Annotated in this window: 21 protein-coding genes, 10 tRNA genes and 3 rRNA genes; 4 read left to right on the top strand and 30 right to left on the bottom strand. The window is 46.4% G+C overall.

Going from position 1 to position 23,348, the window contains the following annotated elements:
- Positions 1-22: 22 nt before the first annotated feature.
- The 4 genes from J9317_RS01065 to sigW form a co-directional block, all read right to left on the bottom strand.
- Positions 23-1,321: a CdaR family protein gene (locus J9317_RS01065; RefSeq protein WP_211555781.1), complete on the bottom strand. Its 1,299-nt coding sequence runs from the start codon at positions 1,319-1,321 to the stop codon at positions 23-25.
- A complete protein-coding gene (gene cdaA / locus J9317_RS01060) occupies positions 1,314-2,138 on the bottom strand; it encodes a diadenylate cyclase CdaA (protein WP_211555779.1) in 825 nt (274 codons plus the stop codon). Before cdaA ends, J9317_RS01065 begins: the two co-directional genes overlap by 8 nt.
- 264 nt (positions 2,139-2,402) lie before the next feature.
- Entirely contained in the window at positions 2,403-3,014 is a 612-nt protein-coding gene (locus J9317_RS01055) for an anti-sigma factor family protein (protein WP_211555777.1), read from the bottom strand.
- A gap of 17 nt (positions 3,015-3,031) precedes the next feature.
- Positions 3,032-3,595, bottom strand: a complete 564-nt coding sequence (gene sigW, locus J9317_RS01050) for an RNA polymerase sigma factor SigW (protein ID WP_211555776.1) — start codon at positions 3,593-3,595, stop codon at positions 3,032-3,034.
- Positions 3,596-3,782: 187 nt separating this feature from the next.
- On the opposite strand from sigW, the gene J9317_RS01045 reads away from it, so the two are divergent.
- Positions 3,783-4,334, top strand: a complete 552-nt coding sequence (locus J9317_RS01045; RefSeq protein WP_211555774.1) for a histidine phosphatase family protein — start codon at positions 3,783-3,785, stop codon at positions 4,332-4,334.
- Between the two features lie 44 nt (positions 4,335-4,378).
- Here the strand turns inward: J9317_RS01045 and rocF are convergent, their stop codons facing one another.
- From rocF to J9317_RS20730, 15 genes are all read right to left on the bottom strand, one after another.
- Positions 4,379-5,284: an arginase gene (gene rocF / locus J9317_RS01040; protein WP_211555772.1), complete on the bottom strand. Its 906-nt coding sequence runs from the start codon at positions 5,282-5,284 to the stop codon at positions 4,379-4,381.
- Positions 5,285-5,453: 169 nt separating this feature from the next.
- Positions 5,454-5,529: transfer RNA gene (locus J9317_RS01035), tRNA-Ala, on the bottom strand.
- Positions 5,530-5,552: 23 nt separating this feature from the next.
- A tRNA-Leu gene (locus J9317_RS01030) sits at positions 5,553-5,634 on the bottom strand.
- Positions 5,635-5,649: 15 nt separating this feature from the next.
- Positions 5,650-5,725, bottom strand: a tRNA-Lys gene (locus tag J9317_RS01025).
- A gap of 3 nt (positions 5,726-5,728) precedes the next feature.
- Positions 5,729-5,803: transfer RNA gene (locus J9317_RS01020), tRNA-Gln, on the bottom strand.
- Positions 5,804-5,884: 81 nt separating this feature from the next.
- Positions 5,885-5,968: transfer RNA gene (locus J9317_RS01015), tRNA-Tyr, on the bottom strand.
- A gap of 17 nt (positions 5,969-5,985) precedes the next feature.
- Positions 5,986-6,058, bottom strand: a tRNA-Thr gene (locus tag J9317_RS01010).
- Positions 6,059-6,086: 28 nt separating this feature from the next.
- Positions 6,087-6,162: transfer RNA gene (locus J9317_RS01005), tRNA-Val, on the bottom strand.
- Positions 6,163-6,518: 356 nt separating this feature from the next.
- Positions 6,519-6,593, bottom strand: a tRNA-Glu gene (locus J9317_RS01000).
- Between the two features lie 15 nt (positions 6,594-6,608).
- A tRNA-Thr gene (locus J9317_RS00995) sits at positions 6,609-6,681 on the bottom strand.
- Between the two features lies 1 nt (position 6,682).
- Positions 6,683-6,757 (bottom strand) — tRNA-Asn (locus tag J9317_RS00990).
- A gap of 8 nt (positions 6,758-6,765) precedes the next feature.
- A 5S ribosomal RNA gene (rrf, locus tag J9317_RS00985) occupies positions 6,766-6,881 on the bottom strand.
- A 73-nt stretch (positions 6,882-6,954) separates the two neighbouring features.
- A 23S ribosomal RNA gene (locus tag J9317_RS00980) occupies positions 6,955-9,882 on the bottom strand.
- Positions 9,883-10,130: 248 nt separating this feature from the next.
- Positions 10,131-11,669 (bottom strand): 16S ribosomal RNA (locus tag J9317_RS00975).
- Together the 16S, 23S and 5S rRNA genes with 10 tRNA genes alongside form the textbook arrangement of a ribosomal RNA operon.
- Positions 11,670-11,822: 153 nt before the next feature.
- Positions 11,823-11,951 carry a hypothetical protein gene (locus J9317_RS20730; protein ID WP_284143248.1) on the bottom strand — a complete coding sequence of 43 codons (129 nt, stop codon included), beginning with the start codon at positions 11,949-11,951 and terminating at the stop codon, positions 11,823-11,825.
- Between the two features lie 64 nt (positions 11,952-12,015).
- Between J9317_RS20730 and pdaB the strand changes: the two genes are divergently transcribed.
- Positions 12,016-12,780 carry a polysaccharide deacetylase family sporulation protein PdaB gene (gene pdaB, locus J9317_RS00970; protein ID WP_211555770.1) on the top strand — a complete coding sequence of 255 codons (765 nt, stop codon included), beginning with the start codon at positions 12,016-12,018 and terminating at the stop codon, positions 12,778-12,780.
- 135 nt (positions 12,781-12,915) lie between these two features.
- Positions 12,916-14,118 carry an NAD(P)/FAD-dependent oxidoreductase gene (locus J9317_RS00965; protein WP_211555768.1) on the top strand — a complete coding sequence of 401 codons (1,203 nt, stop codon included), beginning with the start codon at positions 12,916-12,918 and terminating at the stop codon, positions 14,116-14,118.
- 37 nt (positions 14,119-14,155) lie between these two features.
- Here J9317_RS00965 and J9317_RS00960 read toward each other — a convergent pair whose 3' ends face one another.
- Positions 14,156-14,782, bottom strand: coding sequence for a KinB-signaling pathway activation protein (locus J9317_RS00960; RefSeq protein WP_211555765.1), 627 nt, complete (start codon positions 14,780-14,782; stop codon positions 14,156-14,158).
- A gap of 140 nt (positions 14,783-14,922) precedes the next feature.
- Between J9317_RS00960 and gerD the strand changes: the two genes are divergently transcribed.
- On the top strand, positions 14,923-15,561 hold the full coding sequence (gerD, locus tag J9317_RS00955) for a spore germination lipoprotein GerD (protein WP_211555764.1): 639 nt from the start codon (positions 14,923-14,925) through the stop codon (positions 15,559-15,561).
- Positions 15,562-15,604: 43 nt separating this feature from the next.
- On the opposite strand, the gene J9317_RS00950 is transcribed toward gerD, so the two are convergent.
- From J9317_RS00950 to J9317_RS00905, 10 genes are all read right to left on the bottom strand, one after another.
- Positions 15,605-16,666 (bottom strand): Mrp/NBP35 family ATP-binding protein, encoded by a 1,062-nt coding sequence (locus J9317_RS00950; RefSeq protein ID WP_211555762.1) that lies wholly within the window; start codon positions 16,664-16,666, stop codon positions 15,605-15,607.
- A gap of 103 nt (positions 16,667-16,769) precedes the next feature.
- Entirely contained in the window at positions 16,770-17,432 is a 663-nt protein-coding gene (cwlD, locus tag J9317_RS00945; RefSeq protein WP_211562017.1) for an N-acetylmuramoyl-L-alanine amidase CwlD, read from the bottom strand.
- 108 nt (positions 17,433-17,540) lie between these two features.
- A complete protein-coding gene (locus J9317_RS00940) occupies positions 17,541-17,984 on the bottom strand; it encodes a DUF2521 family protein (protein ID WP_211555760.1) in 444 nt (147 codons plus the stop codon).
- Between the two features lie 85 nt (positions 17,985-18,069).
- Positions 18,070-18,846: a putative hydro-lyase gene (locus tag J9317_RS00935; protein ID WP_211555758.1), complete on the bottom strand. Its 777-nt coding sequence runs from the start codon at positions 18,844-18,846 to the stop codon at positions 18,070-18,072.
- A gap of 211 nt (positions 18,847-19,057) precedes the next feature.
- Positions 19,058-19,450, bottom strand: a complete 393-nt coding sequence (gene rpsI, locus J9317_RS00930) for a 30S ribosomal protein S9 (protein ID WP_035406879.1) — start codon at positions 19,448-19,450, stop codon at positions 19,058-19,060.
- A 20-nt stretch (positions 19,451-19,470) separates the two neighbouring features.
- Positions 19,471-19,908, bottom strand: a complete 438-nt coding sequence (gene rplM, locus J9317_RS00925; RefSeq protein WP_035406876.1) for a 50S ribosomal protein L13 — start codon at positions 19,906-19,908, stop codon at positions 19,471-19,473.
- 156 nt (positions 19,909-20,064) lie between these two features.
- Positions 20,065-20,805: a tRNA pseudouridine(38-40) synthase TruA gene (gene truA / locus J9317_RS00920; RefSeq protein WP_211555756.1), complete on the bottom strand. Its 741-nt coding sequence runs from the start codon at positions 20,803-20,805 to the stop codon at positions 20,065-20,067.
- Positions 20,806-20,814: 9 nt separating this feature from the next.
- Positions 20,815-21,609 carry an energy-coupling factor transporter transmembrane component T family protein gene (locus tag J9317_RS00915; protein ID WP_211555754.1) on the bottom strand — a complete coding sequence of 265 codons (795 nt, stop codon included), beginning with the start codon at positions 21,607-21,609 and terminating at the stop codon, positions 20,815-20,817.
- Entirely contained in the window at positions 21,606-22,475 is an 870-nt protein-coding gene (locus J9317_RS00910) for an energy-coupling factor ABC transporter ATP-binding protein (protein ID WP_211555752.1), read from the bottom strand. Before J9317_RS00910 ends, J9317_RS00915 begins: the two co-directional genes overlap by 4 nt.
- The gene (locus J9317_RS00905; RefSeq protein WP_211555750.1) at positions 22,460-23,290 is read right to left on the bottom strand and encodes an energy-coupling factor ABC transporter ATP-binding protein; all 831 of its coding nucleotides are present in this window, start codon (positions 23,288-23,290) and stop codon (positions 22,460-22,462) included. The genes J9317_RS00910 and J9317_RS00905 overlap by 16 nt, the downstream gene beginning before the upstream one ends.
- Positions 23,291-23,348 lie beyond the last annotated feature (58 nt).

Below are 23,348 nucleotides of genomic sequence, written 5' to 3'. Positions count from 1 at the left end.
AATCGCTCCTTTTTTCTGTTCCTCAAGATTGAGTTCCCGAAATTCGAATTGTTGCTTCTTCTTGGGGTAATGACCATTTCACATCATTCGGTCCCTTTACCTCAACCTTAATTGTTTGCTCCCCATCCTCCAGGCCGGATGCATTGACCAGCAGCTGAAAATCTTTTGAAGATATCTTTTTCAGCTGTTCTTCCAGTCCGGTTACCGTAATATCAAATGCTTGTGCCGATGGATCAAGGTATTCAATCGACTTTCCTTCATCCAGTCCCGCCGTTTCAATAGGGATGCCTTTCAGCACTTTTTCCCCTTCTTTATCTACATCTATTTTTACTTGGACCTTCTGCTCTGAAAGTTCTTTTACTCCTTCCGGCAGCGGAAGACCCAATTCAACCACACTGTCATCTTTGATCTTGCTTAAATCCAAATCAGGACCGGTTATTTCCTTAAGCCCCTCGAGAATATTTTGAGGTCCGTATGCCGTCACCTCGCTTGGAGAAATGCTGATCGAGCGAATGGTCACTCCCTCAGGCGGTTCCCCAGTCTGATTCAGCTTCACAGGCAGTGTTTTGCTTGGACTCTGAATTGGAACGGTCACCTCAATGGTTCCAGGCGACGCTTGAACCGGCAGGATATTGCCGGCCTTATCATATACGATGACTTGAGCCTGCTGTTTTAAATCTTGATCTGCACCCTGCAGGTTCACCCTGGCTCTTACATATGAAATTTGCTTGATTACCTCTTTAGAGGCCGTTACCTTAACTGTTTTTGGGTTCAGAACAGGATCACCAGGCTTATAGCCTTCTGCAATCTGTTCCTCATTTATAAAAGAAGCTTCTACTGGAAACTCTTTTGTCGTTTTTTCATCAATCTTCACTTTTACAGAACCTGGATCAATTCCTACTTTTAAAGAACTGTCAAGGTTTCTGTATTTCAACTCTACTTCATGCTCCCCAGGTTCGAATCCTGTCAAATCTGCATAAACCTCAACATTTCTGCGCTGTTTCGCAATTGTGACCTGACTGGATGGACCTGAAATATCAACTGAAACGGTATCCGGCAGTCCTGAAACCACATAATTTTCGTTGCCTGTTTCTGCTTTCAGTTCAACATTTTCAATGGTTGCAGATGATTCATTTGGAGCCGGCTGATCCGTTTTCTTCGTCCCTGGCGGTTTCGGGAAAATCTGACTGCTCTGCGGTTGGTTTTCGCTAACCTGGTTCGCGTTTCTGGAAGAGTCCGGATTCACGGATAGATAAATCATCAGCGCAATTAAAAGAGCGATAATTCTCATAAACCATGTATTATTCATCAATTTATCCATTCTTCTTCCCCCTCCATTGCCAGCGGCTTGAGGAAGCAGAACGTGCTCGGCCCTGCCGGTTGTTAGAAGATAGAATGTTTTTCAGTGCATCCTCATCCAGATTTCTGTGCAGCTCGCCATTTCGCGCTACCGAAATACTGCCGGTTTCTTCAGAAACAATGATTGTTATACTGTCTGTAACCTCACTGATTCCAACAGCTGCCCGGTGTCTCGTTCCAAGTTCCTTTGAAATGAGCGGACTTTCGGATAGCGGAAGATAGCAGGCTGCAGCTGCAATTTGGCTTCCTCTTATAATGACAGCTCCATCATGAAGCGGGGTATTAGGAATGAACACATTGATTAGCAGTTCAGATGAAACATTGGCATTCATAGGAATTCCCGTTTCTATATAATCGCCCATTCCTGTTTCCCGCTCAATCGTCATGAGTGCACCAATACGGCGTTTCGCCATATAGGAAGTAGCTTTGGTTATATCGTCTGTCAGTTTAACCCGTTCATCCTCTTCAGGAAAAGCACTCTTCGAGAACAGTCTTCCACGTCCGAGCTGTTCCAGCGCTCTTCTCAGTTCCGGCTGAAAAATGACAATGATTGCGATAAATCCCCATGATATAGCTTGATCCATTAACCAGAAGATTGTATTGAGTCCCAAAAATCCGCTTATTGTTTTTACCAGCAGAATCACAATAATACCCTTAAGAAGCTGGACGGCTTTTGTTCCTCTAATTACCATAATCAGTTTATATATAACGAACCAAACTAGGAGAATATCAATGGCAGTGCCTAAGTACCTAAGTACAGATATGTCTTCAAATGCCATACTTGTTTCCTCCATCAAGTTCAATAAAATTGTAAAATTCACAGAGTCCCGCAAGACTAGGACAGATCGCACCTATATGTATATCCCGAGCCTCTGTCAGCAGCTATAAAAGGCATCCGGTGCTGTTATCAACTACCCCATTATAGCACAAAATTTTTTTAGTAAATAAAGAAACCAAAAGGCCACCCTAAAAGATGACCTTTGCATTAGTATATCTGATTTTATCCCCTTCTATTGAAGGATTGGGAAAAAAACTCCTGCCACCTATTGAAACACATCGACCACTTCGCTGCCGAAGGATTTCATTTTATACCAGAGCCAGTCAAACAGCTCGTTGACTTCACTGATATCCCCAGTCACTTCGCCTGCCGCCGCGGTGTATTCTTCCCCGTTAATGACCGTTACATTTCCGTTTACCTTACCGTCAACTTGAAGCGTTCCGTTTCGGACCGTTATATCGCCCTCTACTACTTCTCCCTCAGGTACAGTGACCGTGTTATTTTGAACAATAAGTTTAGGATTTTTCGTTACGCTGAATTGATGATCACTTGACCATGCCGATACAAGACTTCCGCTCATCATGATAACAAATAAAGAGGCCGCCATTAACAGCGGATGTGCCTTAAACCATCTGCCAGCGCCAATTCGTCTTTTTTCCTTCGGCAGATCGGCCATAACCCGTGCCGTAAAATCATCCGAAACGGCAACATGCGATGTGCTTTGTACAAGCGCAATCGTTTTTTTGAGCTCCTGAAAGTGAACTTTACACGCTTCACATTCCTTTAGATGCCCTCTTAATTCTGTTTCTTCCTGGTGATTCGTCTCGTGATCGAGATATTTATGCATCAATGACACAATATGTTCAGCACATGCCATTTTTATTACACCCCACTTTATAAATGCCTCAGCTGTTTTCTGAGTGCTTCCCTTCCTCTGTGTATCCTGGTTTTAACCGTGCCATTCGGAATCTCCAATATTTCGCTGATTTCAATAATGGAAAGCTCGTCGATATACTTAAGCACGATTACACTGCGATACTTATCCGGAAGCTTTAAAATTTCCTTTTGAATCGTTTCCTGCAGCTCAAGCGTCTCCACTTCTTCTTCAGGAAGGGCAATGTCTGCAGCAACCTGTGAATACATAGTTAGCCCCTCTGTCCCTGCTATTTCTGCATCTAAATAATAATCAGGCTTCTTCTTGCGTATGCGGTCGATGGAAAGATTCGTGGCAATCCGGTAGAGCCAAGTGGAAAACTTTTTGTCCAGATCATATCGGTGAATGTTTACATATGCCCTTATAAATGCTTCCTGAGCTATATCTTCAGCCTCGTGGGCATTTCCAAGCATTCTGTAGCACAATTGATAGATCTTATCTTTATAGAGATCAACAATTTCTGCAAAAGCATTTTGATCTCCTTTTATAACCTCTCTTATCCTTTTCTTTACCATAGTCTCCATCTATATTACCCTCTTCTCTTTCACGGGTCTGTAGGAATACGTTCTAAAGACCAAAAGGTTTCATTTTTTCACATAAAATCAGTTTAACAAATTTTTTCCAATATGTAGATGGTAAGTTACACATATTCGGGGAAATAAGTTGGAAAAGTTGGAAGATCGCGAGGATAATAATATACAGGGGGAAAGCATGAAAAAAAAGATCTATTTAATACGTCATTGTAAAGCAAGCGGACAGGATTTAGAAGCTCCATTAACACAGGAAGGAAGAGCACAGGCAGCTTCCTTGGCTGCGTTTTTAGCCGGCAAAAGCATTGATGTGATCTACTCAAGTCCGTTTAAGCGGGCAATAGATTCTGTCCTCCCGATTTCGCGGGCATGCAATTTGGACGTCATACTGGATCAAAGACTCGCTGAGAGAATTCTCTCTATAAAAAACCTGCAGGATTGGATAGACAAACTTTCTCAAACTTTTGAGGATAAAACGCTTGTCTTTGAAGGCGGTGAATCAAGTATGGCTGCAGCCTCAAGAGGATTAGAGGTGATTCAGTCTTTTCTGGATAGCTCTTATCAGACAGCAGCCATCGTCTCTCATGGAAACCTGATTTCCTTGATTCTGAATCATTACGATGAATCTTACGGTTTTGAGCAGTGGAAAGCTCTCTCAAATCCTGATCTATACTTATTGGAATTTGAAGGCTCCATTCCTGATATCAAAAGAGTATGGGAGCATCCAATGTGAAGGACACAAAATGCCCGCTTGATTGAATCAAGCGGGCATAATCGTCATAAAAGCTTTTCTCCAAACAGGGACCCCATTAAGGCTACAGCAACAGATGCTGTCTTGTTTCTCTCATCCAGAATCGGGTTAACTTCTACAAATTCAGCAGACGTTATCATTTCAGATTCAGCCAGCATTTCCATAGCTAAATGACTTTCACGATAGCTGATCCCGCCAATTACAGGTGTTCCTACACCCGGTGCGTCATGCGGATCCAGCCCATCAAGGTCCAGCGACAAATGGACGCCGTCCGTCCGGTCTTTCAGATATTCAATGGTTTCTTCCATAATACGGGTCATTCCAAGACGGTCGACCTCATGCATGGTGTAAACGCGGATTCCCTTTTCTTTGATCAGTTCCCTTTCCCCTTCATCAAGGGAACGGGCACCGATGATCACCACATTCTCAGGCTTAATCTTTGGAGAAAACCCGGCAATGCCTGTTAAAGATTCATCGCCTATTCCCAGACTTGCCGCAAGAGGCATGCCATGAATGTTTCCTGAAGGCGAAGTATCCGCTGTATTTAAGTCCCCGTGTGCGTCATACCAGATAACACCGAGATTTTTATAATTTTTCGCCAGTCCGGCAAGAGTCCCAATCGCGATACTGTGATCTCCGCCTAGTACTAAAGGAAAAGCCCCGGTTTTAATCACTTCGTCTACCTTGGATGCCAGCAGTTCACTGGCTTCTGATACCGCTTTCAAATTTTTCAAATTATATAAAGGTTCTTCCATAGCTTTTTCCCTTTTGCCGATTTTTATATCTCCGCTGTCTTCAATCGTGAAATGGAGATTTTCCAGCCGTTCTACAACGCCTGCATACCGGATGGCACTTGGGCCCATGTCCACTCCTCGTCTTGTTTGTCCCAAATCCATCGGTACCCCAATGATATTGATTTTTTCCGCAGCCATCTGTCTTCCTCCTCTACTCTCTATTCTCCTATTTTACATAGAAGAAGGCCTATGACTCAACTCGACAAAATTATGTATAAAAATACAGAAAATTCTTACAGAACAAGGAAAATGAATGCACAAAAAAAGCCTTACACCATGTGAAAGACAATAAGCAGTTAAATGAAAATGGTGGAGCCTAGCGGGATCGAACCGCTGACCTCCTGCGTGCAAGGCAGGCGCTCTCCCAGCTGAGCTAAGGCCCCTGGATGTTAAAATAATAGTAAGATGCGGGTGAAGGGAGTCGAACCCCCACGCCATAAGGCGCTAGATCCTAAGTCTAGTGCGTCTGCCAATTCCGCCACACCCGCATATTAAAATGTAAATGGTGAGCCATGAAGGACTCGAACCTTCGACCCTCTGATTAAAAGTCAGATGCTCTACCGACTGAGCTAATGGCTCGGATGGCTGGGCTAGCTGGATTCGAACCAACGCATGACGGAGTCAAAGTCCGTTGCCTTACCGCTTGGCTATAGCCCAATGATGTAAAATCCTATTTCAAATTCGTACTATATTAACATGTCCAAACCATTCAGTTTTAAACATCATGATACAGATAAATGGTGGAGGGGGGCAGATTCGAACTGCCGAACCCTAAGGAGCGGATTTACAGTCCGCCGCGTTTAGCCACTTCGCTACCCCTCCACAATAAGAAAAGACAGTGCCGGCAAGAGGACTTGAACCCCCAACCTACTGATTACAAGTCAGTTGCTCTACCAATTGAGCTACACCGGCATATATATAAATCTATCGATAAAATAAATGGTGGAGGATGACGGGATCGAACCGCCGACCCTCTGCTTGTAAGGCAGATGCTCTCCCAGCTGAGCTAATCCTCCAATAGTTTTGGCTTGTGATGAGCGGCGTACTGCGCTGTCGTCTTCACTCACTCCCATCCTCACGCACTTATGTGCGCTCCGGTGGTCGCTCCTTCGACTCCTAGCACTACTTGCTCCTCCCAACCCTCTTGCATTTACTTTGTTTGGTTAGGTTTCGGCTTGTGATGAGCGGCGTATTGCGCTGTCGTCTTCACTAGCTTCCATCCTCACGCACTTATGTGCGCTCCGGTGGTCGCTCCTTCGACTCCTAGCACTACTTGCTCCTCCCAACCCTCTTACACTGGACGGCAATAATCGCTGCTTCGGCTTCCGGTGAGCTTCGCTCTTTTAAGCCTGGTAGCTTGTCCATATGTAAATGGTGACCCGTACGGGATTCGAACCCGTGTTACCGCCGTGAAAGGGCGGTGTCTTAACCGCTTGACCAACGGGCCATATACTTTTTAGTAAGCTTCCAACCGGGCTCGAACCGGTGACCTCTTCCTTACCATGGAAGCACTCTACCTACTGAGCTATGGAAGCATGGCTCCGCAGGCAGGACTCGAACCTGCGACCGATCGGTTAACAGCCGATAGCTCTACCACTGAGCTACTGCGGAACAATATAACCTGGCAACGTCCTACTCTCACAGGGGGAAACCCCCAACTACCATCGGCGCTAAAGAGCTTAACTTCCGTGTTCGGTATGGGAACGGGTGTGACCTCTCTGCCATAATTACCAGATATTTTGTTGAAAGATTGCTCTTTCAAAACTAGATAACGATTGCTGCACGAGTAAAGCAGCCTTACTTGAATAAAGGTTAAGTCCTCGACCGATTAGTATTCGTCAGCTGCACGTGTCACCACGCTTCCACCTCGAACCTATCAACCTGGTCATCTTCCAGGGGTCTTACTCTTGCGATGGGAAATCTCATCTTGAGGGGGGCTTCATGCTTAGATGCTTTCAGCACTTATCCCGTCCGCACATAGCTACCCAGCGATGCCTTTGGCAAGACAACTGGTACACCAGCGGTGCGTCCATCCCGGTCCTCTCGTACTAAGGACAGCTCCTCTCAAATTTCCTGCGCCCGCGACGGATAGGGACCGAACTGTCTCACGACGTTCTGAACCCAGCTCGCGTACCGCTTTAATGGGCGAACAGCCCAACCCTTGGGACCGACTACAGCCCCAGGATGCGATGAGCCGACATCGAGGTGCCAAACCTCCCCGTCGATGTGGACTCTTGGGGGAGATAAGCCTGTTATCCCCGGGGTAGCTTTTATCCGTTGAGCGATGGCCCTTCCATGCGGAACCACCGGATCACTAAGCCCGACTTTCGTCCCTGCTCGACTTGTAGGTCTCGCAGTCAAGCTCCCTTGTGCCTTTACACTCTGCGAATGATTTCCAACCATTCTGAGGGAACCTTTGGGCGCCTCCGTTACATTTTAGGAGGCGACCGCCCCAGTCAAACTGCCCGCCTGACACTGTCTCCCGGCCCGATCAGGGCCGCGGGTTAGAAGTTCAACACAGCCAGGGTAGTATCCCACCAATGCCTCCACCGAAGCTGGCGCTCCGGTTTCCAAGGCTCCTACCTATCCTGTACAAGCTGTGCCAAAATTCAATATCAGGCTGCAGTAAAGCTCCACGGGGTCTTTCCGTCCTGTCGCGGGTAACCTGCATCTTCACAGGTACTATAATTTCACCGAGTCTCTCGTTGAGACAGTGCCCAGATCGTTACGCCTTTCGTGCGGGTCGGAACTTACCCGACAAGGAATTTCGCTACCTTAGGACCGTTATAGTTACGGCCGCCGTTTACTGGGGCTTCAATTCAAAGCTTCGCTTGCGCTAACCTCTCCTCTTAACCTTCCAGCACCGGGCAGGCGTCAGCCCCTATACTTCGCCTTGCGGCTTCGCAGAGACCTGTGTTTTTGCTAAACAGTCGCCTGGGCCTATTCACTGCGGCTCTTCAAGGCTATTCACCCTAAAGAGCACCCCTTCTCCCGAAGTTACGGGGTCATTTTGCCGAGTTCCTTAACGAGAGTTCTCTCGATCACCTTAGGATTCTCTCCTCGCCTACCTGTGTCGGTTTGCGGTACGGGCACCATTTTCCTCGCTAGAAGCTTTTCTAGGCAGTGTGGAATCAGGAACTTCGGTACTTAATTTCCCTCGCCATCACAGCTCAGCCTTAACCAAGGGACGGATTTGCCTATCCCTTGAGCCTACCTGCTTGGACGCGCATATCCAACAGCGCGCTTACCCTATCCTCCTGCGTCCCTCCATTGCTCAAACGGAAAAGAGGTGGTACAGGAATCTCAACCTGTTGTCCATCGCCTACGCCTTTCGGCCTCGGCTTAGGTCCCGACTAACCCTGAGCGGACGAGCCTTCCTCAGGAAACCTTAGGCATTCGGTGGAGGGGATTCTCACCCCTCTTTCGCTACTCATACCGGCATTCTCACTTCTAAGCGCTCCACCAGTCCTTCCGGTCTGGCTTCTCAGCCCTTAGAACGCTCTCCTACCACTGTTCGTAAGAACAGTCCACAGCTTCGGTGATCCGTTTAGCCCCGGTACATTTTCGGCGCAGGGTCACTCGACCAGTGAGCTATTACGCACTCTTTAAATGGTGGCTGCTTCTAAGCCAACATCCTGGTTGTCTAAGCAACCCCACATCCTTTTCCACTTAACGGATACTTGGGGACCTTAGCTGGTGGTCTGGGCTGTTTCCCTTTCGACTACGGATCTTATCACTCGCAGTCTGACTCCCATGGATAAGTCTTTGGCATTCGGAGTTTGACTGAATTCGGTAACCCGATGAGGGCCCCTAGTCCAATCAGTGCTCTACCTCCAAGACTCTAAACCATGAGGCTAGCCCTAAAGCTATTTCGGAGAGAACCAGCTATCTCCAGGTTCGATTGGAATTTCTCCGCTACCCACACCTCATCCCCGCACTTTTCAACGTGCGTGGGTTCGGGCCTCCATTCAGTGTTACCTGAACTTCACCCTGGACATGGGTAGATCACCTGGTTTCGGGTCTACGACCACGTACTCAATCGCCCTATTCAGACTCGCTTTCGCTGCGGCTCCGTCTTTTCAACTTAACCTTGCACGTAATCGTAACTCGCCGGTTCATTCTACAAAAGGCACGCCATCACCCGTTAACGGGCTCTGACTACTTGTAGGCACACGGTTTCAGGATCTGTTTCACTCCCCTTCCGGGGTGCTTTTCACCTTTCCCTCACGGTACTGGTTCACTATCGGTCACTAGGGAGTATTTAGCCTTGGGAGATGGTCCTCCCTGCTTCCGACGGGATTTCTCGTGTCCCGCCGTACTCAGGATCCACTCAGGAGGGAACGAAGTTTCGACTACAGGGCTGTTACCTTCTTTGGCGGGCCTTTCCAGACCGCTTCTTCTACCCCGTTCCTTTGTAACTCCATGTTGAGTGTCCTACAACCCCAGAAGGCAAGCCTTCTGGTTTGGGCTAATCCCGTTTCGCTCGCCGCTACTCAGGGAATCGCTATTGCTTTCTCTTCCTCCGGGTACTTAGATGTTTCAGTTCCCCGGGTCTGCCTTCCAGATCCTATGTATTCAGATCAGGATGCTGCTCCATTACGAGCAGCGGGTTTCCCCATTCGGAAATCTCCGGATCAACGCTTACTTACAGCTCCCCGAAGCATATCGGTGTTCGTACCGTCCTTCATCGGCTCCTAGTGCCAAGGCATCCACCGTGCGCCCTTTCTAACTTAACCTGATAACGGAAGTTATCTTCGTTAGAGCTGAAAACAGATGTTTTCAGACTTGATGTTCTCTTCATACGCAAGCGCAGAAGAAAATCGTAAGGTTACTTGCTTACTCGTGTGAATGTTTGACATTCATATCGTTATCTAGTTTTCAAAGAACAAGGTATCAAAAAGAGAGAATGATCTCTCAAAACTAAACAAAGTCGAAGTGCGTCCGTTAATTGTGCACCGCATGGGTGCTGATAATTCTTCCTTAGAAAGGAGGTGATCCAGCCGCACCTTCCGATACGGCTACCTTGTTACGACTTCACCCCAATCATCTGCCCCACCTTAGGCGGCTGGCTCCCTTACGGGTTACCCCACCGACTTCGGGTGTTGCAAACTCTCGTGGTGTGACGGGCGGTGTGTACAAGGCCCGGGAACGTATTCACCGCGGCATGCTGATCCGCGATTACTAGCGATTCCGGCTTCATGCAGGCGAGTTGCAGCCTGCAATCCGAACTGAGAATGGTTTTATGGGATTCGCTTAACCTCGCGGTTTTGCAGCCCTTTGTACCATCCATTGTAGCACGTGTGTAGCCCAGGTCATAAGGGGCATGATGATTTGACGTCATCCCCACCTTCCTCCGGTTTGTCACCGGCAGTCACCTTAGAGTGCCCAACTGAATGCTGGCAACTAAGATCAAGGGTTGCGCTCGTTGCGGGACTTAACCCAACATCTCACGACACGAGCTGACGACAACCATGCACCACCTGTCACTCTGTCCCCCGAAGGGGAACCTTCTATCTCTAGAAGTGGCAGAGGATGTCAAGACCTGGTAAGGTTCTTCGCGTTGCTTCGAATTAAACCACATGCTCCACCGCTTGTGCGGGCCCCCGTCAATTCCTTTGAGTTTCAGTCTTGCGACCGTACTCCCCAGGCGGAGTGCTTAATGCGTTAGCTGCAGCACTAAAGGGCGGAAACCCTCTAACACTTAGCACTCATCGTTTACGGCGTGGACTACCAGGGTATCTAATCCTGTTCGCTCCCCACGCTTTCGCGCCTCAGCGTCAGTTACAGACCAGAGAGTCGCCTTCGCCACTGGTGTTCCTCCACATCTCTACGCATTTCACCGCTACACGTGGAATTCCACTCTCCTCTTCTGTACTCAAGTCCTCCAGTTTCCAATGACCCTCCCCGGTTGAGCCGGGGGCTTTCACATCAGACTTAAAAGACCGCCTGCGCGCGCTTTACGCCCAATAATTCCGGACAACGCTTGCCACCTACGTATTACCGCGGCTGCTGGCACGTAGTTAGCCGTGGCTTTCTGGTTAGGTACCGTCAAGGCGCGGGCAGTGACTCCCGCACTTGTTCTTCCCTAACAACAGAGCTTTACGATCCGAAAACCTTCATCACTCACGCGGCGTTGCTCCGTCAGACTTTCGTCCATTGCGGAAGATTCCCTACTGCTGCCTCCCGTAGGAGTCTGGGCCGTGTCTCAGTCCCAGTGTGGCCGATCACCCTCTCAGGTCGGCTACGCATCGTCGCCTTGGTGAGCCATTACCTCACCAACTAGCTAATGCGCCGCGGGCCCATCTGTAAGTGACAGCATAACCGTCTTTTATCTTCGAACCATGCGGTTCGAAAAGTTATCCGGTATTAGCTCCGGTTTCCCGGAGTTATCCCAGTCTTACAGGCAGGTTGCCCACGTGTTACTCACCCGTCCGCCGCTGACCTCCGAAGAGGTCCGCTCGACTTGCATGTATTAGGCACGCCGCCAGCGTTCGTCCTGAGCCAGGATCAAACTCTCCAAAAAGTAGTTTGACTAGCTCTTGTTTGTTGCTCTTGAATTAACGTTGGCACTTCGATTTGTTTAGTTTTCAAAGATCATTTTTTCCCGCTTCGTTTAGCGGCTTTAATAATATAACATGATGTTCCATCTCAGTCAACAACTTCTTTAAATGTTTTTTTAAACATATTTAGTCGTTGTTAACAGCGACGCAAATAAATATACCATGTATTCGGAAACCGGGTCAATACTCTTTTTAATTTTTACTGCAATTGAATTATCTTCCCCTAAATATTTGTTTCGATTCATGGATGTCTCCTCCTCTGCATACCTATAAGACAAGAACCATCTAGGACAAGGAGGCATCCTGATAATGAATCGGATCTACATCATACAGGGCAAGAAAATAAAGCAAACATTTATCGTAGCGATTGCAGCTCTATTTACAGCAGGCATTTTATATGTAGAGAATGTGGTTCAATACCCCGTATTTTCTGCTATTTCCGGACCGAAGGCTATTTACAAAGGAGAATCCAAAGGAAATAAAGTCGCCCTTACCTTTGATATCAGCTGGGGCGACGAAAAGGCTGTACCGATCCTTGATACACTTAAGAGAAATAAAGTATCCAACGCCACCTTCTTTGTATCTGCATCCTGGGCTGAACGGCATCCGGCCATCGTTAAAAGAATAGTCAAGGATGGCCACCAAATCGGCAGCATGGGATATGCCTATAAAAATTACACCTCCTTAAAACCGGAAGAAATTAAAAGGGACCTCATGCTCGCTCAAAAAACGTTCGAACAGCTCAATATCAAAAAGATCCAGTACTTGCGGCCTCCTACAGGAAATTTCAACAAGCAAGTAATAGATATTGCGGATAGGTACGGACTTTCTGTTGTGCATTACAGTATCGATACGAACGACTGGACGAACCCGGGAGTGCAGAAAATTGCCCAGAATGCTACATCTCAAACCGGCGGAGGAGACATCATTCTGCTGCACGCTTCAGACTCAGCGAAACAAACGAAGGACGCAATTCCAATGATCATCAGAGACTTAAAAAGCAAAGGTCTGGAAAATGTGACTGTAAATGAACTGGTCAGCAATACGGAATCCAAATCAAAAGAAGTGAAATAACCACACCTGCCCGACAGAGGAATTCTCCCGCTGCGGGTTTTTATTTTTCAACTGAAGCATACTTCCTGTTTAATATTCTATATTCACAGGGTAAAACTAGTACAAACGTAATATGATTTCAGGAGGACTAAGTTTATGGACTTGCATAATGGAAACCTTTTTTGGCCGACAACATTAAATCCCGATAAAAGGATAAGAGGAAAAAGAGACTTGGATCAGCATTATGATGTGGTAATTGTCGGGGGAGGAATGTCAGGTGCTTTAGCCGCCTATACCTTGGTACAAGAAGGATTGCATATTGCCATAGTGGATAAGAGAGAGATGGCTGCAGGAAGTTCTTCAGCCAATACCGGCCTGCTTCAATTTTCAAATGATATTATGCTTCATGAACTAATTGATCAAATCGGAGAGCAAAAAGCGGTTCAATTTTATAAGCTTTGCCGGAATGCGGTGGACCAGCTAGATAAAGTCTCTAAAACCCTGCCAAGGGATCCAGACTTGATTCGGCGGAAAAGCATTTGTTATGCAAGCTCTAAAGAGGATGTACCGAAACTGCGAAAAGAATATGAAGCTTTAGCAAAGCATGGATTTCCCGTTGATTATTGGACGGAGGAAGAAGTGGCGGCGCACATGCCTTTCAAAAAACACGCCGCTCTTATTACATATGAAGATGCTGAAGTGAACCCGTACCGTTTCATCCACGGAATATTGGAGTACGCGGAGCAGAAAAATGTCCATTTGTTCGAACGCACCGAATCAATTGAGGTTGAAGAGCATGAGGATCACGTAACACTTCATACCTCAAAAGGAACCTTATCTGCATCTCACGTTATTTTTGCTACAGGATATGACTCCCCTCCTATTGATGAAAAAATTGGTGCTGATATTAACCGCTCCTATGCCATTGCAACAGAACCCATTGAAGATTTATCTTCCTGGGAGGACAAAGCTATGATTTGGGAAACGAAACGCCCTTATCTGTATCTTCGCACAACGGCTGATAACAGAATTATTGCAGGAGGTTTAGATGAAGACAAAGCTGAAGCCCCTCAAAGCGAGGAATGGATTGCGAACCGGGCAAACCGGCTCCTTCATGAATTAAGGAAGCTATTTCCTGAGCTCCCTCTGAAAATTGCCTATGCATGGGGAGCAAGCTTCGGCGAATCGCTTGATAACCTTCCTTTTATAGGGAGGCATCCGCATAAAAAACGTCAGTATTATTTGCTCGGATATGGAGGAAACGGAACGGTTTACAGTATGCTCGGTTCCCATATTTTAAAGGATTTAATCCTGAACAAACCCAATGAAGACGCGGAGCTTGTCAAATTAGACCGTTAAAAAAGGTCTGACCCCGGTTATCGGAGTCAGACCTTTTTTATCCTTCAGCTGCTTTACGCTGTCCCATCTTTTTCTGCGATGAACCGCTGAACCGCGGAAGCATAATAAGCTGATAGGCATTGCAGCATACTAGGGAAACGAGCATGAAGTAGAGCCAGTTTTGATCGTTCTCTCTTAAGGCAGGAAACCACTCGACTGCGGTTCCTACAAACATAAAAAACAGGGCTGGAATGAATGCTGCTTTATTTGTATCCTTTTGCTTAAAGTAAGCAATAACCAGGCATACAGCGAAAAACCCGGCAGCCGGCCATATATACGGAAGGAGAGAACCTGAGTCTCCGAAGAATTGATAACGGAAATAAACCAAATCAAATAGGACAAATGCAATTAATACAAGCTGAACCGCATTCCATACGGAACCGAAAATCCCCATACCAAACCGGTGCAGCGTCAAGTATGCAAAAAAGCCCATTTGACTGATAATGCTGAACATCAGCCCTACCCCAATGAACCAAATGAACGATGCGAGAATTTCATCGATCTGGAATTCCTGAAACGATCCTGCCTGCTGATCCCAGTTCAATATAAAGCCTGAAGCAATCGCTGCAATCGCACCGACGAGCAAGCTGGAAAAGAAAAACCGAACCCAATCCCTGCTTTTCATCTATCTTCCCCCATCCCCTTATCTGCTTTGATTTTACCAAGCCTCCTTAAAAATTGCTATACAGGGAATATTTTTCAGTTATAAAAAACGCCGCTTATTTCATATTAAGAATAGGAACTTGTGAAAGGAGCCCTTAGACCATGAAACAACTTATATTGCTCCTCATGATTAGTGCGCTTGCTATCGGAATGAATGGCTGTGCTCCTAAAGCGGAGGGCGCAAGTGAAATGGATTACGAAAAAACGAAAAAAATGGTTGTCGATATACTGAAAACGGACGAAGGCAAAACCGCATTGCAGGAAGTTCTGAAGGACGACCAGATGAAACAAAATCTGGTTATGGACCAAAAGATGGTTTCTGAAACCATCACTAAAACACTTACCTCTAAACAAGGGATGGAATTCTGGACTAAAATTTTTGAGGATCCTAAATTCTCCGAGGCATTTGCCCAAAGTCTTCAAAAGGAACACGAAAAAGTCATTAAACAATTGATGACAGACCCGGACTATCAAAAAATGATGATTGAGATCCTGCAGAATCCAGAGATGGAAAAACAGATCGGCACGGTTATTAAAAGCCAGGAGTCCCGGAAATATATCCAGGAAGTCATTACCGAAACATTAACCAGTCCTTTATATAAAACCAAAATGCAGGATGCTTTATTAAAAGCTGCACAGCAAATGGGGCAGCAGTCAGACGGTTCCGGAGGACAGGAACAGGGTGGTGCTTCCGGGGGAAGTTCAGGCGAAAGCGGCGGAGGTTCCGGCGGACAGCAATAATAACACTAAAAGCGCCCGGGTTCATGAACCCGGGCGCCTTCTGTTAGTTTATGCCTGATGGGAGGAGGCTTGAAACTTTTTCTGCCATATCCCTGTAAATTTTACCTGTCGGATGGTCCTCCCCATATACAGAAGGAGCAAACTCTGCTTCGTTCCAATCCGGCTGCCGCAGCGGTATACGGCCCAGGATCGGTACGTTTAATTCCTCTGCCAGCTTATCACCGCCGCCTTTACCGAATACATATTCCTTTTCGCCTGTGGCCTTGCTTTCAAAGTAAGCCATATTTTCCACCACACCGATGACTTCATGATCGGTTCTGAGTGCCATTGCTCCCGCTCTCGCAGCAACAAAGGCAGCTGTTGGATGTGGAGTGGAAACGATAATTTCCTTACAGGAAGGAAGCATGGAATGAACATCAAGAGCAACATCTCCTGTACCCGGAGGCAAATCAAGCAGCAGGTAGTCCAAATCCCCCCACTCTACTTCCTGAAAGAAGTTGTTCAGCATTTTGCCAAGCATCGGCCCTCTCCAGATAACCGGCGCATTGTCCTCCACAAAAAAGCCCATGGATATCACTTTAACTCCGAACCGTTCAACCGGGATTATGGAATCGCCGCGGAGCACCGGGCGGGTTGTGATCCCCATCATGTCCGGTACACTGAAGCCGTAAATATCAGCATCAATCAGTCCTACTTTTTTGCCCAGGCGTGCGAGTGCAACGGCCAGGTTGACGGAAACGGTTGATTTCCCAACGCCGCCTTTTCCGCTCGCAATTGCAATAAACGTCGGCTCTGCACTTCCGGATAATAAGCCTGGAGCAGATTCCTGCTTCGGCTGCAGAGAAGCGACCACTTCTGCCGGCAGTTCTTCAAACCTGAGGCCGACCGTTTCCGCACCAGCAGCCTTCAATTTAGCCACCAGCTCCTGCTGCAGCTTCATCTGTTCAGGCGTGTTCATTTTGGCAATAGCGACTTTCAAGCTGACATGATTTTTTTCAGGCTTGATCTTCAGTTCCTTAATTCCATCTACATCTTTGAGCGGTATATGTAAAAAAGGTTCTTCAATTTCTTCAGCGGCTTGTCTTAATTTATCTTCCTGCAGCATTCTCTTCACCCTTTTTGAATTCGTTTACATCAGTATAACATATCCAATTAGATTGATCTGATTAAATGCATCGGAAAAACATGCGCGATGCACAAGAGCCTCCTTATTCAGGAGGCTCGCTCTTGTCAGTATAATATCGTAAAATTCCTTTATAAACAGAACCTGCCACTTTATCTAAGTATTTTGGATCAGAAAAAAGCTTTTCTTCCTCCCCGTTTGATAAAAATCCGATCTCGACAAGCGCTCCCGGCTTATTTGTATATTTGACCAGGTAGATCCCTTGAATGGGTTTTGCTCTCCGATCTGTATTTTCGAGGTTTTTCCTCAGTTCATCCTGAATGAACTTGGCCATTTTTCCGTTTTCATCAAACTTCCCGTCATAAAAAGTTTGCGCTCCCCTCCATTGACGGTCCGGCAGAGCGTTCAGGTGCAAACTCAAATACATATCAGCCGAGGAGGAGTTGATCATTTCGACCCGGTTGCGCAAATCCTCTGCTTTTTTGCGGCTGTAACCTTTTGTGCCCATGGATGATAAATCTATATCAGTTTCTCTCGTCAAGAGGACAAGTGCGCCCTGCTCCTGCAAATAATCCCTTACTCTTTTAGCCATCTCAAGGGTAACGTCTTTTTCAAGCATACTTGTTCCGACCGCTCCCCCATCAGGCCCGCCGTGGCCAGGGTCCAAATAAATGACCTTCCCTGCCAATGGCAAATTCCATGATTCCCATGAATCATCATTCGTAAATTGAAATTGAAACAGCAGCATCAAAAGTATAAACCCCGCTGCAAAGGCTGCCCACTTAAGCTTCTTCACACCTGTTCCCCCCTGCCGCCATATCTAGTTCAATATATGGGACAGGTTGAGGGATTATGATTAATTGAGCCGCAATTTATATCGCTTCTGCCCTCTTGTAAAGCCTTCTTTCCACCAGTGCTGCATAAAACACTCAGAAGCCAGGTATAGGGACTCGTGGCACACTGTGCTTTCGTTCGGACACCCCCAGCTGATCAGGTAATCATAGAAATCGGCCGTCAGCCGCTTATCCTCTTTTCCAGAGCGGCTTTGCACGTGGGTAATCGATTCTCCCTTATATCCAAACTTGCTGTATTTAGCTCCCTGCAGAAACGCCTCAATGGCAAAATCCGCACAACCTTCCTCAATACTCCACTTTGATAAAAGTCCGTAATGAAAGAATGAAGCAAAGTGAATATGAATTCCTTTTTTAATTTCTTTAATCGACACTTCCCTTAGCATGCTTCGCTCATATTTCATCTGTTTCTCTCTTCGTTTATCTTTAAGAAAAACCATTGTGCCCATATCGCGGACCCCCCTTTGCAGATAGTATCTGCAATCCGCGAAGGAAAAAATCCAAAAAAAAGAGGCTTCCCGAGCCCCTTCTGCCTTAAATCGTGACATCTGTATCCTTCAAATTTGTGATGAACATATGGCCCGGAGCATGTGTAATCATTAAAACAGGCTTTGAGGCAATAGCTGCCGCCTGAGGAGTCACTCCGCATGCCCAGAAAACAGGAACTTCTCCTTCTTTAATGGTCACAGCATCTCCAAAGTCCGGTGAAGAAATATCCGGAATGCCAATTTCCTCTGGATTCCCTATGTGAACAGGGGCACCGTGGGACTTCGGCGATCTTGCTGTAATTTGCACCGCTTTCGCAATGTCTTTCGCAGGAATTGGCCGCATGCTGACTACCATTGAACCTTTGAAAATCCCGCTCCTATTCAAAGGGAGATTTGTGTTGTACATCGGTACATTTACATTCTCCTCAATATGCCTGACCGGAACCCCATAATCAAGGAGTGCTTTTTCAAACGTGAAGCTGCAGCCGAGAAGGAAAGCAACAAAGTCATCCTCCCAAAGATCTGTTATATGATCACGTTCTGACACAAGCTCCCCATTCCGGTAAACCCTATACTTCGGCAGATCGGTCCGAAGATCCGCATCCGGCGCACTCATGGCCGGGATATAAGATCCTGCGTCCGTGACATCCAATATAGGACAGGCCTTCTCGTTTCTTTGGCAAAATAAAAGGAAATCGTAAGCAAGATCCTTTTTTAAAATGACCAAATTGGTTTGAACGTATCCATCTGCATGGCCTGCAGTTGGCCTTGTCCATTTATTTTCCCTAATAGACTTGCGGATCGCTTCCAGCGTTTCTCCCATATCTCCTCACCTCATCTTCCACTGTAACGAATCATACAGGCTTGCTCAATCATTCCTTAGAAGGAAATTGCATAAAAATAGTTATGTAAGAAAAACGGCCTGTACTTACGCAGATTTATTGCACTTAGATCACTTTAACGAGGATCGCGCCTTATTTCACGATAAAAAAAGACTCCCAGCCAAATGGCATAGGAGTCTTTGAAAACGCAAATTAACGTTTTGAGAACTGAGGTGCACGGCGTGCGCCTTTAAGTCCGTATTTTTTACGCTCTTTCATACGAGCGTCACGAGTCAATAGACCAGCGCGTTTAAGAGTTGTACGGAACTCAGGGTCTGCTTGAAGCAAAGCACGAGAGATACCGTGGCGGATTGCGCCGGCTTGGCCAGCAAATCCTCCGCCGTTAACGCTGACTAGTACGTCGTAAGAAGAACCAGTTTCAGTCAAGTTAAGCGGCTGTTTTACGTCCTCGATTAGAGCTGCGAATGGGATGTAGTCTTTAATGTCGCGTTTATTAACAACGATCTTGCCTTCGCCTGGAATTAGGCGTACACGAGCAACGGAGCTCTTGCGGCGGCCAGTACCGTAATATTGAACCTGTGCCAAATTGATAACCTCCTTATTAATTAACCGCGAAGTTCGTAAACTTCAGGCTGTTGTGCTTGGTGTGGATGCTCAGCACCCGTGTAAACGTGCAATTTTTTGAAGATTTGACGGCCAAGAGAATTCTTAGGAAGCATTCCTTTGATCGCTAGCTCAAGCATTTTTTCAGCGTAGTTTGTACGCATTTCAAGAGCTGTTCTAGATTTAAGTCCGCCAGGGAATTGGCTGTGACGGTAGTAAATTTTATCAGTCAATTTCTTACCAGTCAGTTCAATTTTCTCAGCGTTGATGATGATTACGTGATCTCCAGTGTCTACATGTGGTGTAAAAGTCGGCTTGTGTTTGCCGCGAAGAATAGATGCTACTTCAGTAGAAAGACGACCTAGTGTCTTGCCAGCTGCATCTACAACGTACCACTTACGGTCAACTTCGCTAGCTTTCGCCATATACGTTGTACGCATTAAATTTTCCCTCCTAATATCTTTCCATAAACGTTAGTTCCATTTTTATTTCAAAACACGATGAGCTTTCCGGGGCTTTATCGTGGGGATGAAATACATACCATATGATAGTTTATCTCAGTAATACCGCAATGTCAAGACAATGTTACACCTGGTTTAGTTGTCATAGAAGACTTTAAATAAATATAGCCCATGGCCAGGCGCTGTTTTTCCAGTTTTCGTCCGGTCCCTGGAAAAAATCATGTCAGAAATCTCTTCGGGCTGGGTCATTCCGGTGCCCGCATTCAGAAGCGTTCCCGTAATAATCCGGACCATATTGTACAAAAAGCCGCTGCCCTTGATCGACATCGTAAGTTTATCGCCTTCTTCATTGAACTCAATCGATTCGATCGTGCGGACACGGTCCTCGACCTCCGTTTTAGCTGAACAAAAGGCGGTAAAATCATGTGTCCCTAAAAAATGCCGTGAAGCCAATTTCATAGCTTCTATGTTTAATGGATGCGGATAATGATACGCATAGTTTCTCAAAAATACGTCCTGAACGCTGGAGCGGTCAATTACATACCTGTATTCCTTCCCGCAGGCATCAAAGCGCGCATGGAAGCTCTCGGGTGCCTCAGAAGCTTCCAGCACCCTCACATCCTTCGCAAGCATCGCATTGAGAGCTTTAGGCCACTTCTCCATTGGAATGCTGAGAGGCGTATCAAAGTGGATGACCTGTCCCTTTGCATGGACCTTCGCATCGGTTCTGCCGGAAGCGGACACTTTTATCTTCGCTCCTTTATGGAGCTTCGATAATGCGCCTTCCAGCTCTTCCTGAACAGTTCTTGCATCAGGCTGAATCTGATAGCCGTTAAAATCGGTTCCGTCATATGCGATTATCATTTTAATTCTCATCCTGTACACCTACGAACGGAACAGCAGCAGCAGAACGGACAAAATCAGAAGCAGGACCATGATCATCGAGTCCTGTCTGTCCCATTTCAGCTGCCTGTATTTCGTTCTTCCTTCTCCGCCCTGGTATCCTCTCGCTTCCATCGCCGTAGCAAGCTCCTCGGCTCTTTTAAAGGCGCTGATAAACAAAGGGACTAGCAAAGGGACAATGGACTGGACACGCTTCGTCAGCGGCCCTGAAGAGAAGTCAACTCCCCTTGCCATCTGCGCCTTCATAATTTTATCGGTTTCATCCGTCAGCGTTGGAATGAAACGGAGAGCGATCGACATCATTAAAGCAAGCTCATGGATAGGAAGCCCCATCTTTTTGAATGGGTGCAGAAGATTCTCCATCCCATCCGTTACTTCAATCGGAGTAGTCGTAAGTGTGAGCAAGGTCGTAATTAAGATCAGAAAAAGAAAACGCAGTGAGATAAAGATCCCCTGCCTGAGTCCTTCCTCATGAATCGAAATAAATGAGAATTGAAAAAGAACAGGACCCTGTTTTGTAACCAAAATATGAAGAATAAAGGTGAAGAGAATAATCCATAAAATCGGCTTTAATCCTGCAGCCAGAAATCTAGGCGGCAGCTTGGTCAGGGAAATGACCAGGATTGTAAATAAACCTAAAATGGCATACGTAACGGCATTGTTTGCAAGAAACACAATAAATACAAACAAAAAGACCAGCAGCAGCTTTGATCTTGGATCAAGCTTATGAACAAAGGAATGACCAGGCACATATTTCCCTATAATCATGCCGTTCATTTGTCTCCCTCCTTTACATAAAAGGACCGGAGAGCTTGAACCGTCTCCTGAATCGTAAGCGGAGTTTCTTCTATTCTAATGCCAAGCTTGGATTCCAGAGCATATTTAAACTGGATGGTCTCCGGCAGCCTTAATCCTGCTTCCGTAATTTTTCCGGATGAGGAGAACACTTCCTGAGGTGTCCCTTTCAGATGAATGGTCCCTTGATGAAGTACAATCAGCTCCTCTGCATATCTGGCGGCATCCTCCATGCTGTGAGTGACTAGAATCGTTGTCAGACCTTTTTCGCGATGCAGCCGATAAAAAAGTTCCATAATATCATGCCGGCCCTTAGGGTCAAGCCCCGCTGTAGGCTCGTCCAGCACAATGACTTCCGGATTCATTGCAAGCACCCCTGCAATGGCCACCCTTCTCATTTGCCCTCCGCTTAAATCGAAAGGAGACCGATCGAGAACCTCGGAAGGCAAACCAACCAATCTGGACATTTCTCTGGCTCTCTCTCTTGCAGCCTCTTCCGAAACGCCGAAATTCATCGGTCCGAACATAATGTCTTTTTCGACCGTTTCTTCAAAAAGCTGATGCTCAGGAAACTGAAACACAATGCCAACCTTTTTCCGGACGGATTTTAAATGCTTCGCTTTCTCTTTTGCCTTTATTGTTCGATCCCCTATAGTAATAGAGCCGGCTGTCGGCTTGAGCAAACCATTTAAATGCTGAAGGAGGGTTGATTTCCCTGAACCGGTGTGACCAATGATGGCTGTGTACGAACCGGATTTAATATGAAGATCCATGTTATAAATCGCACGTTTTTCAAAAGGGGTCCTCGGATTGTACGTATGCTCTAGACCTTTTACTGTAATGTCCATAGCTCATCCACCAATCCTTGTTCAGTTAAGTGATTATGCTGAAGCGGAATTCCAGCTTTACGCAGTTCCAGACTCAGCTTGTAAGGAAACGGAAGATCAAGACCGATTCTCGAGAGCTCTTCCCCCATTGAAAAAATAATCTCGGGTTTCCCCTCTTTAAGCTTCTTCCCCTTATTCATAACGATGATCCGGTCGGCCTTTGAAGCCTCTTCAAGATCGTGAGTAATTGAGATGACTGTAACAGCCCCTTGATCATTTAAGAGACGAACAGTGTCCATCACATCTTTACGCCCTGCTGGATCGAGCATGGATGTTGCTTCATCCAAGATCATAATTTGAGGCTTAACGGCCAACACGCCAGCGATTGCAACACGCTGTTTTTGACCGCCAGACAGATGGTGCGGCTCTTGATCGAGAAAAGCATCCATCTTGACTTGCTTTGTCGCCCAATCCACCCGTTTTAACATCTCTTCCCGGGGGATTCCGTTGTTTTCCAGACCAAAAGCCACATCATCCTTAACGGTGGTTCCAACAAATTGATTGTCGGGGTTTTGAAACACCATCCCGACCTTTTTGCGTACATCCCAGATGGTTTCCTCTGAAAGCTCAGTACCTGCAATCTTCACTTTCCCTTTGGATGGCAGCAAAAGTCCATTCAATATCCGGGCAAGAGTCGATTTTCCAGATCCATTATGACCGACAATCGCCAGCCATTCACCTTCATAGATGTTTAAGGACACCTCATCTAAAGCAGGTTTTTCGCGATCAGGATAGGAAAAGGTTACATTCTCTACTCTAGCAATTTCCTTGCGCATAGCCTGTTCTTCTCCTCTCACAATCAAAACTTCTCTGAAAATAAAAAAAAACACTACT

The organism is Metabacillus flavus, assembly GCF_018283675.1.
In the GTDB taxonomy this organism is placed as follows: Bacteria; Bacillota; Bacilli; order Bacillales; family Bacillaceae; genus Metabacillus_B; species Metabacillus_B flavus.
Note: the sequence above shows the minus strand (reverse complement) of the source record. Positions and strands in the feature narration are given on the sequence as shown.

What these genes read in the sequence shown, in the direction of transcription:
- rocF (WP_211555772.1), bottom strand. Translation starts at nt 5,284, where the DNA reads ATGGCTGCGGAAAAAATCAATATCATTGGGGTACCGATGGATTTGGGA.
- J9317_RS01045 (WP_211555774.1), top strand. Translation starts at nt 3,783, where the DNA reads ATGAAAAAAAAGATCTATTTAATACGTCATTGTAAAGCAAGCGGACAG.
- cwlD (WP_211562017.1), bottom strand. Translation starts at nt 17,432, where the DNA reads ATGCTGCTGTTTCAATTTCAATTTACGAATGATGATTCATGGGAATCA.
- J9317_RS00905 (WP_211555750.1), bottom strand. Translation starts at nt 23,290, where the DNA reads ATGCGCAAGGAAATTGCTAGAGTAGAGAATGTAACCTTTTCCTATCCT.
- gerD (WP_211555764.1), top strand. Translation starts at nt 14,923, where the DNA reads ATGAAACAACTTATATTGCTCCTCATGATTAGTGCGCTTGCTATCGGA.
- sigW (WP_211555776.1), bottom strand. Translation starts at nt 3,595, where the DNA reads ATGGAGACTATGGTAAAGAAAAGGATAAGAGAGGTTATAAAAGGAGAT.
- J9317_RS00915 (WP_211555754.1), bottom strand. Translation starts at nt 21,609, where the DNA reads ATGAACGGCATGATTATAGGGAAATATGTGCCTGGTCATTCCTTTGTT.
- pdaB (WP_211555770.1), top strand. Translation starts at nt 12,016, where the DNA reads ATGAATCGGATCTACATCATACAGGGCAAGAAAATAAAGCAAACATTT.
- J9317_RS00950 (WP_211555762.1), bottom strand. Translation starts at nt 16,666, where the DNA reads ATGCTGCAGGAAGATAAATTAAGACAAGCCGCTGAAGAAATTGAAGAA.
- J9317_RS00940 (WP_211555760.1), bottom strand. Translation starts at nt 17,984, where the DNA reads ATGGGCACAATGGTTTTTCTTAAAGATAAACGAAGAGAGAAACAGATG.
- J9317_RS01055 (WP_211555777.1), bottom strand. Translation starts at nt 3,014, where the DNA reads ATGGCATGTGCTGAACATATTGTGTCATTGATGCATAAATATCTCGAT.
- J9317_RS00935 (WP_211555758.1), bottom strand. Translation starts at nt 18,846, where the DNA reads ATGGGAGAAACGCTGGAAGCGATCCGCAAGTCTATTAGGGAAAATAAA.
- cdaA (WP_211555779.1), bottom strand. Translation starts at nt 2,138, where the DNA reads ATGGCATTTGAAGACATATCTGTACTTAGGTACTTAGGCACTGCCATT.
- J9317_RS00960 (WP_211555765.1), bottom strand. Translation starts at nt 14,782, where the DNA reads ATGAAAAGCAGGGATTGGGTTCGGTTTTTCTTTTCCAGCTTGCTCGTC.
- rplM (WP_035406876.1), bottom strand. Translation starts at nt 19,908, where the DNA reads ATGCGTACAACGTATATGGCGAAAGCTAGCGAAGTTGACCGTAAGTGG.
- J9317_RS01065 (WP_211555781.1), bottom strand. Translation starts at nt 1,321, where the DNA reads ATGGATAAATTGATGAATAATACATGGTTTATGAGAATTATCGCTCTT.
- truA (WP_211555756.1), bottom strand. Translation starts at nt 20,805, where the DNA reads ATGAGAATTAAAATGATAATCGCATATGACGGAACCGATTTTAACGGC.
- J9317_RS00965 (WP_211555768.1), top strand. Translation starts at nt 12,916, where the DNA reads ATGGACTTGCATAATGGAAACCTTTTTTGGCCGACAACATTAAATCCC.
- J9317_RS20730 (WP_284143248.1), bottom strand. Translation starts at nt 11,951, where the DNA reads ATGAATCGAAACAAATATTTAGGGGAAGATAATTCAATTGCAGTAAAA.
- J9317_RS00910 (WP_211555752.1), bottom strand. Translation starts at nt 22,475, where the DNA reads ATGGACATTACAGTAAAAGGTCTAGAGCATACGTACAATCCGAGGACC.